At 39.6% G+C, this 12,216-nt stretch carries 13 protein-coding genes; 3 read left to right on the top strand and 10 right to left on the bottom strand.

Translation table 11 applies throughout. The features are described 5' to 3' along the window. Positions 1-183 precede the first annotated feature (183 nt). The 7 genes from recG to mutY form a co-directional block, all read right to left on the bottom strand. Entirely contained in the window at positions 184-2,289 is a 2,106-nt protein-coding gene (gene recG, locus WD048_06805) for an ATP-dependent DNA helicase RecG (protein ID MEX0811908.1), read from the bottom strand. A 137-nt stretch (positions 2,290-2,426) separates the two neighbouring features. Continuing rightward, on the bottom strand, positions 2,427-2,798 hold the full coding sequence (locus WD048_06800; protein MEX0811907.1) for a type II toxin-antitoxin system VapC family toxin: 372 nt from the start codon (positions 2,796-2,798) through the stop codon (positions 2,427-2,429). After that, positions 2,795-3,007, bottom strand: coding sequence for a hypothetical protein (locus WD048_06795; protein MEX0811906.1), 213 nt, complete (start codon positions 3,005-3,007; stop codon positions 2,795-2,797). Before WD048_06795 ends, WD048_06800 begins: the two co-directional genes overlap by 4 nt. 46 nt (positions 3,008-3,053) lie before the next feature. Further along, a complete protein-coding gene (gldD, locus tag WD048_06790; protein ID MEX0811905.1) occupies positions 3,054-3,656 on the bottom strand; it encodes a gliding motility lipoprotein GldD in 603 nt (200 codons plus the stop codon). Further along, positions 3,643-4,998, bottom strand: coding sequence for a gliding motility-associated protein GldE (gene gldE / locus WD048_06785; protein ID MEX0811904.1), 1,356 nt, complete (start codon positions 4,996-4,998; stop codon positions 3,643-3,645). The genes gldD and gldE overlap by 14 nt, the downstream gene beginning before the upstream one ends. A gap of 26 nt (positions 4,999-5,024) precedes the next feature. After that, positions 5,025-5,486 (bottom strand): single-stranded DNA-binding protein, encoded by a 462-nt coding sequence (locus WD048_06780; GenBank protein ID MEX0811903.1) that lies wholly within the window; start codon positions 5,484-5,486, stop codon positions 5,025-5,027. Between the two features lie 40 nt (positions 5,487-5,526). Then, complete coding sequence (mutY, locus tag WD048_06775) at positions 5,527-6,576, bottom strand: A/G-specific adenine glycosylase (protein MEX0811902.1); 1,050 nt, start codon at positions 6,574-6,576, stop codon at positions 5,527-5,529. A gap of 104 nt (positions 6,577-6,680) precedes the next feature. On the opposite strand from mutY, the gene WD048_06770 reads away from it, so the two are divergent. The 3 genes from WD048_06770 to WD048_06760 all read left to right on the top strand — a co-directional run bounded on the left by WD048_06770 (position 6,681) and on the right by WD048_06760 (position 9,563). Further along, positions 6,681-6,974 carry an HU family DNA-binding protein gene (locus tag WD048_06770; protein ID MEX0811901.1) on the top strand — a complete coding sequence of 98 codons (294 nt, stop codon included), beginning with the start codon at positions 6,681-6,683 and terminating at the stop codon, positions 6,972-6,974. Further along, on the top strand, positions 6,974-7,822 hold the full coding sequence (locus WD048_06765; GenBank protein ID MEX0811900.1) for a tetratricopeptide repeat protein: 849 nt from the start codon (positions 6,974-6,976) through the stop codon (positions 7,820-7,822). The genes WD048_06770 and WD048_06765 overlap by 1 nt, the downstream gene beginning before the upstream one ends. 193 nt (positions 7,823-8,015) lie before the next feature. After that, positions 8,016-9,563 (top strand): Rne/Rng family ribonuclease, encoded by a 1,548-nt coding sequence (locus WD048_06760; GenBank protein ID MEX0811899.1) that lies wholly within the window; start codon positions 8,016-8,018, stop codon positions 9,561-9,563. On the opposite strand, the gene WD048_06755 is transcribed toward WD048_06760, so the two are convergent. The 3 genes from WD048_06755 to WD048_06745 are packed head-to-tail and all read right to left on the bottom strand — an operon-like array spanning position 9,560 to position 12,179. Beyond that, a complete protein-coding gene (locus WD048_06755; protein ID MEX0811898.1) occupies positions 9,560-10,309 on the bottom strand; it encodes a hypothetical protein in 750 nt (249 codons plus the stop codon). The two genes, WD048_06760 and WD048_06755, sit on opposite strands and share 4 nt — an antisense overlap. Then, on the bottom strand, positions 10,306-10,527 hold the full coding sequence (locus tag WD048_06750) for a Kazal-type serine protease inhibitor (GenBank protein ID MEX0811897.1): 222 nt from the start codon (positions 10,525-10,527) through the stop codon (positions 10,306-10,308). Before WD048_06750 ends, WD048_06755 begins: the two co-directional genes overlap by 4 nt. Further along, entirely contained in the window at positions 10,527-12,179 is a 1,653-nt protein-coding gene (locus WD048_06745) for a glycosyltransferase family 39 protein (protein ID MEX0811896.1), read from the bottom strand. The genes WD048_06750 and WD048_06745 overlap by 1 nt, the downstream gene beginning before the upstream one ends. Positions 12,180-12,216 lie beyond the last annotated feature (37 nt).

Below are 12,216 nucleotides of genomic sequence, written 5' to 3'. Positions count from 1 at the left end.
TGCCGGGTGGTGTGGGGGGACAGCGGTGAAAGCCGCTTCCTACCCGATTAAAAATACCCAAACCCAGCAGCGAACAGCGACCCCCGCGGGGTCGAAAGCTTTTGCAATAGCCTGTCAAAACATACAACTCTCCGGAGTTTGGTAGTGGTTAAGATGCAGTTTTATAAACAATCCTGCCTGTACTCAGGAAATCAAACTCCAATTGGTTTTTTCCTGTTTACTATGAACAATCAAATATTTCAACAGTACCTGATGTTCGGGCTTTTCCAAGCGGGCATCATTATCCAGAATTTCTTCCGCACAAATACGCGCTTCCTGCAATATTTTTTGATCCTTTGACAGATCGGCCAGCTTTAATTGAGTGATTCCACTTTGCTGTGTACCCTCGATATCTCCGGGGCCTCTAAGCTTGAGATCTACTTCTGATATTTCAAAGCCATTGTTGGTTCGAACCATTGTATCCATTCTTATACGCGCCTCATTGCTGAGTTTCGGCCCGGTCATTAAAATGCAGTAAGACTGATCTGCTCCCCTTCCCACGCGGCCTCTTAACTGATGCAATTGCGAAAGACCAAATCGTTCGGCACTTTCTATCACCATTACACTTGCATTGGGCACATTCACACCTACTTCTATCACTGTAGTTGCAACCATTATATGTGTTTTTCCTGCGGCAAAGCGCTGCATTTCCATTTCCTTATCCTGTGGTTTCATCTGGCCGTGTACTACAGACACGTGAAATTCCGGCATGGGAAAAGCTCTGGAAATACTCTCATAACCATCCATCAGGTCTTTATAATCCAGTGTTTCAGATTCATTGATCAGCGGAAAAACCACGTAAACCTGTCTGCCCAGCTCTATTTGTTTGCGCATAAACCCGTGCATCTTTAGGCGTTTGTTTTCGAAATAATGTAGGGTTTGAATAGGTTTTCTGCCGGGAGGCAATTCATCAATAAGTGAAGTGTCTAAATCCCCATATACCGTCATTGCCAGTGTTCGCGGTATTGGAGTAGCGGTCATTACTAGAATATGTGGGGGCTTTGTGTTTTTCTTCCAAAGCTTTGCGCGCTGTGCTACACCAAAGCGATGCTGTTCATCTATTACTACAAAACCGAGGTTTTTAAAAACAACACTCCCCTCAAGCAGGGCATGAGTGCCAATTAAAAGATCAATTTCACCAGCGCTCAGCGCAGTCAGTATCTGTTTGCGCTCCTTTCCTTTTATTGATCCTGTAAGTATAGCTACTTTTACTGGCAACTTTTCCAGTTGTTCAGATATTCCTTTAAAATGCTGTTGTGCCAATATTTCGGTAGGTGCCATCATACAGCTTTGAAAGCCATTGTCTAAAGCCAGCATCATGCATAGCAGTGCCACCACTGTTTTTCCGCTGCCTACATCGCCCTGTATCAGCCGATTCATTTGTTTTCCGCTGAGCGAATCTTTCCGCACATCTCTTATGGCATTTTCCTGGGCTTTAGTCAATTTAAATGGGAGGCTTTTATAAAGGGCATTAAAATTTGTGCCCACCTGATCAAATACCTGCCCGGGAATATTAACTTTTCTGTATTGCCTGCTTCCCACTATTTTCATTTGCAGCAGGAAAAGCTCATCAAACTTTAACCTGGCCTGTGCCATTTTTAGGGCACGCGGGTTTCCCGGCTTGTGAATTTCCCTGTAGGCTTTTGCCCGTAGCGGAAATCTATATTTATTGATGATGGATTGCGGTAAAAATTCAGGCAGATCGCTGTCTTTAATTTCCGACAACAGGTGAGCGGTAAGTTTTTGTATGCCTTTGCTGTCGAGTCCCCTGTTTTTGAGTTTTTCGGTACTGTTATACACCGGTGAAAAGCCAAGTTTCAGGTCTGCTTGCTGCTCTTTAAGTATTTCTATTTCGGGATGTACGATATTTTTCTTTCCGTTGAAAAAACCGGGTTTCCCAAATACGATGTACAATGTGTTGGGCAGTAAATATTTTGATATCCAGTGCAGACCCCGAAACCAAAGCAGCTCCATTTGGCCGCTTTCATCTTCCAGGGTAGCAACCATGCGCTGTCCTCTCTTTTGCGGAATCGTTCTGACATTACGGATATATCCTTTTAGCTGAATGGCCGCTTCATTTACAGGGGCTTCGGCTATTGTATAGATTTTAGAGCGATCTACAAAGCGAAAGGGAAAGTGGTCCAACAGGTCTTTAAAAGTGAAAATACCGAGCTCCTTATTGAGCAGTTCAGCCCGCTGCGGGCCTACTCCTTTCAGGTATTCTACGGGTGTTTTTAATTTGGAATTCAAAAAGCAGGTTTTCCTATTGAGGATAATAATCTATGAAGTTACAAACTTAGAATTATTCCTTCCACCTACTTAGCGAAGGCAGACGTTCGCTTTGCTCTATACCTTTTGGCAAATGCGCCTCAGTTTTGGTATTTGATTTATAATTCATGTGGGTTTAATACATCTAAACCCGGTATGCCTTGAAAGTCTTTTGTGTTTCTTGTAAGCAAGATAAAGCTTTTGTCTAAGGCAGTTCCGGCAATAATAGCATCTGGTGTTTTGATTTTTCTATTTTTTCGAATTTCAACGCAATGATTGATAACACCCTGCGATATGTCCAAAATCAAACTATCAGCAATAAAGCTTTTAACTTTTTGTGTTGTGGATTTTTCAGTTTTCCAACAAAGCAGCTCAATTTGTGATATGATAGACAGTTTTGGAACTTCGTCAACAACCTTATCCATAAACTTCATGCCGGAATCAGGCAGGGTGAAAGAGAAATAATCAGAAACCACATTGGTATCAATCATGTATTGTCCCATTCTTTGCGCATTTGGTCAATGTGTTGATTAAGTTTTTCACCTTCTTCTTTACTAATTATACCTCTGTATTTATCGGATAATTTGGTTTTGTCAGTGCCCTTTTTGCCTTTGATTATCTTGATCAGTTGCAGTTCTTCCAGACTTTTAAGAAATCTGTAGGCTTTGTTATTGAAAATATGAATGGTAACTTTTTCCATATTGCAAATGCATTGTGCGGTTAAACTAAAGATAATAAAAAAACATTCACTCTTTCCACTTCATACTTTCCAGCATATGCAGAATATCGGCTTTGATAAAATCAATGACAGGTGCAAGTGAATCTTCATTGGGTTCTACCGGGAAGTACAAAGCACCCCTTATAAAATGGGCACTATCATCGCTGACATAAAACTGAATATTTGAGGCCGCATTTCCTCCCACCTGGTACAAAATCCCGCTGACATTATTCCTTTTGTTATGAATTTGCATTTCGTCAATATAATCGGCTTTAATGCTGTGCTTAAAAGTGAGTTTGTGCGAATCATCGATCAGTTTGCGCAGGGTATCTCTATTGTCCACTGGCCGGTAGCTTAAGTGGATTTTCCCGCCCTGAGATTTAAAATCAATATTCATCCAGCAGGGATAGGCAGTGGCCTCATTAAAAAAAGTAGTGTCGCGAACAACTTTACTGTAATGCGGCACTTCAAATTGAAAAGGACAGTCCGAAGGATTGAACAAACGGTATTTTTTTTCGGGCAAATCTATTTTAAAATAGCCTTTGGGTTTGGGGGTGTAGGAAGTTTCCTGGCATGCGCTTAATGCTAAAAAAAAGGCTGTAATTACTAGTATTGCGTTATTTTGGTTCACTGTGTAATGTGATTTTAACCCGTTCTATTCGGTTGTTTTGTACAGATAGTACTGTAAATTTAAAAGTGTCTGAGTGAATGCTTTCCCCTGCTTTTGGAATACGACCGGCAATTTCCAGAATTAATCCTGCCAGGGATTCAGATTCCCCTTTTTTATTGTCAAACACATCATCTCTCAGTTTTAGTACTTTAATAATATCGTTTAACAAAGTTTTGCCTTCAAATTCATAATTGAAATTATCGATTTTTACATAATCGATTTCATTGGCTTCATCGTATTCATCTTTTATTTCCCCGGTAATTTCCTCCACAATATCCTCTAAGGTAATGATGCCTTCGGTACCTCCATATTCATCAACAACTACGGCAAGGTGCACACCGTTTTCCTGTATTTCACGAAGCAGGTCGTTGATCTTTTTTGACTCAGGCACAAAAAATGGAGGGCGCAGGAGTTTTTGCCATTCAAAGTTTTCGGGTTCTTCAAGGTGATCGAGCAGATCTTTTACATAAAGTACACCCACAATTTTATCAATAGAATCTTCAAACACTGGGATTCGAGAAAAACCGGCTTGCTCCACCTCCCTGAGCAATTCAGAGTAAGGAGTAGAAATATCCAGTGCAAAAACATTTACCCTTGCGTGCATAATCTGCCGAACATTAATATTGCCAAATTTCACAATCCCTTTGAGCATATCTATTTCCTTGGCATCGGCTTTGGCACCTGTGGCAAGATCAATGGCTTTTTCCAACTCATCTTTGTCAATTTCTCCACTGTTCTTATGATTGATTTTCTTTTCAATAAAGCTCGAAAAGCGCACCAATAAAAAACCTATGGGATATTTAAATACAGAACGCATAAAATAAAGCGGAAAAGCCATAAATTTTGCCAGTTTCAGATTAAAGCGAGTAGCGTATATCTTAGGAGTGACTTCTCCATACACTACCATAACAAATGTCACGCCCACAAGATTGACCAGCAATTGCAATATTTCATTTTCAATGATCAGCAAAGTATTAAAAATGAAATAGGAGATAACAATGATAGCAACATTCACCAGGTTATTTCCAATGAGGATAGTGGCAAGGAGATAGCGCGGTTTCAACAACATTTCAAGCGCTTTATGAGCTGAGGCCGTTGAATCTTGTTTGAGTTGTTTCAACTCATTGGCTGTTAATGAAAAATAAGCCACTTCGGAACCGGATATCAATGCAGATGCCGTCAGCAAAATCAGTATTGCTACGATATACAGTAATAAATCACCTGTAACTCCTTCGGCTAAAACAGTCGAGAAGATTATTTCATTAATGTATGCGGAAGGGGCGTCCGGAGGCTGCGTATCCAAGAAACTAATGGTTCGTTAAAGAATAATTAAAAGGGCAAATCATCTTCATAGTTTTGTTGGTCTCCTGAGCTGCTCTCAGCTGGCGCAGATTCCGCTTTGGGTTTTGCAGCTGCTTCGCGCGGCTGATAAGAGGTTTCAGAACTTCCGCTATTATCTCCTTTACTGTCGAGCATTACCATTTGATCGGCAACTACTTCAGTTGTATAGCGGGTATTGTTATCAGCATCTTGATAATTTCGGGTTTTTAATTTGCCCTCAATATATACTTTGCTGCCTTTTTTCAGGTATTTTTCGGCTACATCGGCCAAGCCTCTCCACAAGACTACATTATGCCATTCAGTGAGGTCGATTTTATTGCCTTCCTTATCAATATAAGATTCGCTTGTGGCCATCGGGAAACGGGTAAGTGAAGTGCCGGAATCTAATTTTTTCAATTCGGGGTCTTTGCCCAGATTTCCTACCAGTATTACTTTGTTTACTCCTCTCATAATTTTTTGTTTTTGATCATTATATACGGGAATATAATAATTAATTTCCCAATAACAAATTTATCAAACGCGGAAAAGCAAAATTATTCAATTTATTGATACTTATCTCCTGAAATTCATTAATAGGAGGCAATTTAAAAATTTTTAACTCAAAAAGCACAGCCTTAATTTTTTGATGCGTCAATATATGTGTACGCTCTGCTATTTTATTGAGCTCAAAAGTAACCCCATGATTTTCCCATAAACCCGGAATTCCATTTTTCTTCACTGCATTTTTGCTTAGAAATGCTTCTGCTTCTACACAGGGCAACTCGTAAAGCCCTTGCCAGATATCGCCTTTGCCGCGTCTTCTGATCAATGTGTTTCCTTTTTGGTCGGTAAACATGAAATAATTGAAATGACGGGTGCGCTTTTTGAGCTTTTTCAATTTTACAGGAAACTGTGCTATTTCATCAGCATTATAAGCATAGCATTCGTTTTGCAACGGACAATCGCTGCATCGTGGGTTTTTTGGCAAGCATATTTCAGCTCCAAAATCCATAATGGCTTGGTTATAGAGTGCTGGTTTTTTTGCATCTATCAATTCATCCGAAAGTTTTTCAAATTCCTTTTTCCCTTTTGTACTGTCAATTGCTGTAGAAATACCAAAGCAACGCGACAAAACCCTGTAGACATTGCCATCCAATACTGCTTTGCGTTCGCCAAAAGCAAATGAAGCAATAGCCGCAGCGGTGTATGGCCCCACGCCTTTTAACTTTAAAATATCTGTGTAATTATCAGGGAAAACGCCATTCAGCTCATGCTCAACATATCGTGCAGCAGCCAGTAAGTTTCTTGCTCTGGAATAGTAACCCAGGCCTTCCCATAATTTCAACACGTCATCTTCTTTGGCATTTGCCAGATCAGATATGTGCGGATACTGTTTTTTGAATTTGAGAAAATAGTTCCAGCCCTGATCTACGCGGGTTTGTTGCAAAATGACTTCTGAGAGCCAAATCAAGTAGGGATCGGAAATCCCTTTCCAGGGCATTGGCCTTTGTTTTGGATCGTAGTTTTGAAGTAAAAGTGTTGTAAAATCAGCTTTTCGCATCCTTAAAACAAAGCAGTTTGTTTTTTCTTTAAAAAAAAATGTTCATCTTTGTGCTTCCTGTAAATACGCATAACACTATTATTAATATATAAAAACGAGATTTTATGAGAAAAGCGGATTTGATTGCGGATATTTCTGAGAAAACAGGAATTGCAAAGGTAGATGTTTTAGTCACTTTAGAAGCATTCTTCAAAGAAATTAAAGACAATCTAAAGAAGGGTGAAAACATTTATATTCGCGGCTTTGGTTCTTTTATTATAAAGCGTAGAGCTGCAAAAGTAGGTAGAAATATCAAGAAAAATGTGGCCATTGATATACCTGCACACTATATTCCAAGTTTTAAGCCTGCAAAAGTTTTTGTAGATGCCGTGAAAAAGAATCTGAAAGCTGATCAATAGTGTCTAAAAGCCGTCTATTATTGGTGGTAGTCAGTATTGCAGTGGCAATAGGCATTTACCTGTTGCCCGTTAAGCCGCTTAAAGTAAAAGAAGAGACTAAAGAAGAAAAGGAAGAAAAAGTAGCTTCTGAAGACACCTTTGATGCCGGAACTTATTTTTCCGGAAAAAAGGAAGCACTGGAAGTACTGCTTCAGGACAGTCTCAATCTTTTAGACAATCAATTGGAAAGTGCTGCCGGAGCTGAAGAGAAGTTGGAACATTTGGAAAAGATCACCGACTTTTGCTACCGGAATAAATTGGCGGCATTGGCTGCTAAATACGAAAAGAAAAAGATTGAGTGGAGTTCCGATCCTGATGAACTTAAAAAAACGGGTGATCGGCTGATTCGAATTTCATTTGTAGAAGAACAAAACCCTGGTGCCCGGCTTTATATCAGCAATGCTGCTATAAAGGCTTATAATAAGGCTTTGGAAGTTGACCCGGACAACATTGATACGAAGGTGCGGGTTGCATCGGCCTATATGGATGGAACCAATCAGGTGATGCAGGGTGTTACTCTGCTGCTTGAAGTGCTGGATGATGATCCTGAAAACGTAGATGCCAACTTAATACTTGGGAGATACGGAATAATTTCGGGGCAATTAGACAAGGCACTGAGCAGATTGAACACCGTTATAGAACAAGATTCCACAATTGCAGAAGCTTATCTTTACAGAGCTGAAGCATTAAATGGTTTGGGGAGAACAGAAGAAGCCATAGCAGATTTTGAACGCTGCAAAAAACTTCTTGACAACCCACAGTTAGAAAGAGAAATTGATATTTTTATCAAAGAATTAAAAAACAATTAAAATTTAAAATTATGCCTTGCGGTAAAAAAAGAAAAAGACACAAGATTGCTACTCACAAGAGAAAAAAGAGACTCAGAAAGAACAGGCACAAGAAAAAGAAATAAGCTTTGAACCTGAGACATTCATCATTTTTTCATTTCTTATAACTCCCTATATTACTCGTTGCAGAAATGCGGCCTAAATTTTTTATTCTATGGTCAATAGGGAATTGATCGTTAACTCCTCACCTGAAGGAGTAGAGATAGCATTATTGGAAGACAAAGAACTGGTTGAACTTCACCGCGAAAAAATCGGTAAGGAGTTCAGAGTGGGGGACGTGTATCTGGGCAAGATCACCAAAACGATCTCTGGCCTGAATGCTGCTTTTGTAAATGTGGGTTACAAAAAAGATGCTTTCCTTCATTACCTGGATCTTGGTGCAAACATCAGAACACTTAACCGCATTGTTCAGTCTTCAATTGCAGGTAATTTTAATGATTACAACCTCAATCAACTTAAGTTTGAAAAGGAGATTCAGAAAACGGGTAAAATTGATGAACCTTTAGACCGGAGATTTCCGGTATTGGTACAGGTACTCAAAGAACCGATTTCCACCAAAGGCCCTCGACTTACCAGCGAAATTTCCTTAGCAGGCCGATACCTGGTGCTGATGCCACTTGGAAGTGGTGTTGGCGTTTCAAAGCGGGTTTCTACCAATGATGAGCGCAAAAGATTAGAGCGCCTGATTGAAAGCATTAAGCCCAAAAATTTTGGAGTGGTAGTGCGCACCAATGCTGAGGGAAAGAGTGTTGCCGACCTTCATGCCGACCTCAATAGTTTACTTGAGCGATGGAAGGGGATTATTCAAAACCTGAAAGGGCTTAAACCTCCGGCAAAAGTCCAGGGAGAGTTGAAAAAAACCTCAAGTATTATTCGCGATTTGCTCAATGATTCTTTCAATAAGATCATTGTAAATGAACCCCAACTGGCCAAAGAGCTGGAACAATACCTGGAAAAGATCATTCCCGATAGGCAAGGAATAGTAAGCCACTTTGATTCCAAAACCACTTTATTTGATAAATTTTCGATCACTCGGCAGATCAAATCGCTTTTTGGCAAAACAGTAACAATGCCCGGAGGCTCTTACCTGGTAATAGAGCATACCGAAGCACTGCACGTGATTGATGTGAATAGTGGCTACAAAGTAGCGCGCAAGGACGATCAGGAAACTACGGCATTGAAAGTAAACATGGATGCGGCCAAAGAAGTAGCGCGTCAATTGCGATTGAGGGATATTGGCGGAATCATTGTGGTGGATTTTATCGACCTGAAAAAAATAGAGCATAAAAAGCAGCTGTATCAGGCCATGAAGGATTTTATGAAAAATGATCGGGCTAAACATGCTGTGCTTCCTTTGAGCAAGTTTGGTTTGATACAAATCACAAGGGAAAGAACCCGTCCTGAAATTAATATCACAACAACCGAAAACTGTCCTTCTTGTGGAGGTACGGGTCAAATTCAGGCCTCTATTCTGCTGATAGATGAAATTGAAATTAAGCTTAAAAAGCTACTTGAGCTGGGCTATGATTTTAATTTGTACACCCATCCATATATTGAAGCTTATATAAACAGGGGAATCCCCTCTAAACGCATGAAGTGGATGTGGGAATATAAAACTTCAGTGCCCGTTTACGCCAATAATGACTATCACCTGACTGAATATCATTTTCTGGATAAAGATGGTATTGAGATAGAGTTTTAGTTTTTATCATAGACTGTTTCCATAAAATCCCTTTCTACTTTAGAAATTAATTGGATCATATTTTTTTTGGTGCGCCTGTCCATGTCTTCAAAAACAACATAGCCGTTGTTCATTATTTCTATTCCGAGTTGAATGCCACTTACTTCCTCTTGACTAAAGGTTTCAGGATTTTTTTCCATCTTTAAAACAACCGTTTCCATTACCTCTACAGTTTTTTTAAGCAATGAAGTATCTGTTAAAAATTCGAGTAGATGCTCAATATCTCTGAGAAATTTTTTGGCCTCATTTTCCGGAATAGCGGCCATGGCATGCCTGTAATCTTCATCACTGATCGGAACTTTCATGCCAATTTCTACTATACTTTCTTTAATGCGCCCTTCAAACTTTTTTGTGTTTAAAAACGCTTCAAGCGAAAGCATACCTGCCCTTAATGCCCGTGGAAGCTGAAAACCAAATGTAAACACCGCACTTGACATGCTTCCGATTAACTTAAACACTTTGGTAGGGTGACGAACATAACTGCTCAAATAAGTAAAGGCTTCATCGAGCTCCTCTCTCACTTCAATAGAAGGATACATAACCATTAAAAAATAGTTTCGCACGGTCTGCACCAATTCCCTGTTGATGCCTCTGGGCAAATCGTAGTTTTCTGCTAAGCGCTCATAGTCATAGCGTTTGCGAACCATTTCGCGGTATTTCTCAATCAGGTGGGCATTGAGGTTTTTCTTCTCATCTAACTTGCTCATCTTATACAGGGGCCTTTACTCCACAGTACCACGCCATTGGCTTCTGCGCGACACTCATTTTGGTAGGTGCGGTCGTCACAACCACAAACGGGGTCGTAAATTGTACTACATACTTTATTTACATTCACATTTTCATAATCAATGCAGTTTTTTGACTTACCACATCCTGCAATAAGAAAAATGCCCAAAGCAATACCATAAATCACAAAATGCAGCATCAGTTTATTTTTATCAAATTTAATTTCCTCAATTTCTGATCTCTTGTTTCAGGAGATAAAAATTTGCCAGTAATAAGTGTTACAGGATAATAATAAAAATTTTCCATTTCTTCATAAGAGATACCTGAATCTTCTATTTCATGCATTTCATCACTAGGAACAATCAAATAAGCAGTTTTATTCCAGCTGCTAATTCTTTCTTTGCTGTAAATTGCCTGAACAATACTTTGACTGTAGAAATCCAATGAATGAAAATTGCTTTTATAGGTATAGACATTATCAATTGAAATTTGCTTTTGTTCAATATAATTGGCCAATTCTTTTGTACCCTGGTATTTTAAAAGCTGTGGATAGAAAAATCCGTTTACAATAAAATTTGCTGCAATAATTGCCAATACTGATGGCATTACAACACTGATTTTTTTGTGGACATTGAAAAATGCCAAAATACTGAGCAAAGCAAAAACAGCAAATAAAATCCATATGATGAGCTGAGCTACACCGAACCATTGTGTGCCCATCCAAACAGCAATGCCCAGCAAAGAAATTGTGACAAACAACTGAAAATAACGGATAAAATGCTGCCAGTAGGGCCTTTGTTTTTCAGTCATCAACAGGATAAACCGTGCTGTAAGTACTGCCGCCAATGGATATGCAGGATAGATATAATGCGGCAATTTATATTGCGACATAGACATGGCAATAAAAGTAAGCACAAATCCGCCCAGTGCTATTTGCTCCCTGTTTCCCGAATTTTTTTGTCTGAAAACAATGAGGTTCAGTATTTTTCTGAAAACACCAAATACTGCAAAGAGTGAAAAAGGCAAAAATGACCAGAGAAAAGTATGCGTAAAAAACAAAGGTGAAGGATCCTGTCTGACTGCCTGAGATTGAATAAAAGCATTTTCACCCGTTAGTCGTCCAAAGCTCTGTTCCCAAAAGAAAAAATAAGGACCATAATTGCCATATTGCTCATAAAGTCCCCAGATCATTGGGCTGATCATCAATAAACTAAGTAAGATTATACCGTACCAGGCTGGTCTGAAAAATTGTTTCCATTCCCCCCTTAGTAGAAAATGAGTACCAAAAGCCAATGCCGGAATCATCAACCCGAGCGGGCCTTTGGCCAAAAGCCCCAGTGCAATGCCCACAGCACTGCCAATAAAAAATACGGCTTTGGGATTTTTCATAAAAGCAGCCAATTGCCAAATTGAAAAAATCACGGCATTGGTCAATAAAGTATCTGTTCTTACATCATTATTGATCAGGATAAGTGCCTGGCAAGAAGCATAGATCAGTGCGGAAAGTCTTGCAGTGTCTTTACTGTAGAACAAAGTAGCAAAACGGTAAAGCGCAAAAACACCAATTAGCGTAGATAAAAAACTCGGCAGTTTATAGGCCCAATTGCTGATGCCGAAAATCTGAAAGGAAAGGGACGAAAGCCAAAAGAGCAAAGGCGGTTTATCGAGATAATCTTTCAGGCGGTGCTGCACTTGCAGGTAATTGCCGTTTTCTGCCATTTCTCTTGCAATACTCGCATATTGTGCGGCATCTATATCCATCAAATCTATCTGCAAACCCAGTGCATACACAAGTGCCAATCCGGCAATGCAGATATAATACCAATAATTTTCTGCAATATTGTTCTTCATTTCAGGCAAAAATATTGATTTTAAGCTGAAAAACTGT

The sequence above is a fragment of the Chitinophagales bacterium genome (genome assembly GCA_040877935.1).
Taxonomy (GTDB): Bacteria; Bacteroidota; Bacteroidia; order Chitinophagales; family CAIOSU01; genus JBBDNB01.
Note: the sequence above shows the minus strand (reverse complement) of the source record. Positions and strands in the feature narration are given on the sequence as shown.

Bases quoted from the DNA above. Each gene is read 5' to 3' on its own strand.
- WD048_06795 (MEX0811906.1), bottom strand. From the start codon at position 3,007: ATGGAAAAAGTTACCATTCATATTTTCAATAACAAAGCCTACAGATTT.
- WD048_06745 (MEX0811896.1), bottom strand. From the start codon at position 12,179: ATGAAGAACAATATTGCAGAAAATTATTGGTATTATATCTGCATTGCC.
- WD048_06770 (MEX0811901.1), top strand. From the start codon at position 6,681: ATGAGAAAAGCGGATTTGATTGCGGATATTTCTGAGAAAACAGGAATT.
- WD048_06800 (MEX0811907.1), bottom strand. From the start codon at position 2,798: ATGATTGATACCAATGTGGTTTCTGATTATTTCTCTTTCACCCTGCCT.
- WD048_06750 (MEX0811897.1), bottom strand. From the start codon at position 10,527: ATGCTGCATTTTGTGATTTATGGTATTGCTTTGGGCATTTTTCTTATT.
- WD048_06780 (MEX0811903.1), bottom strand. From the start codon at position 5,486: ATGAGAGGAGTAAACAAAGTAATACTGGTAGGAAATCTGGGCAAAGAC.
- mutY (MEX0811902.1), bottom strand. From the start codon at position 6,576: ATGCGAAAAGCTGATTTTACAACACTTTTACTTCAAAACTACGATCCA.
- WD048_06755 (MEX0811898.1), bottom strand. From the start codon at position 10,309: ATGAGCAAGTTAGATGAGAAGAAAAACCTCAATGCCCACCTGATTGAG.
- WD048_06760 (MEX0811899.1), top strand. From the start codon at position 8,016: ATGGTCAATAGGGAATTGATCGTTAACTCCTCACCTGAAGGAGTAGAG.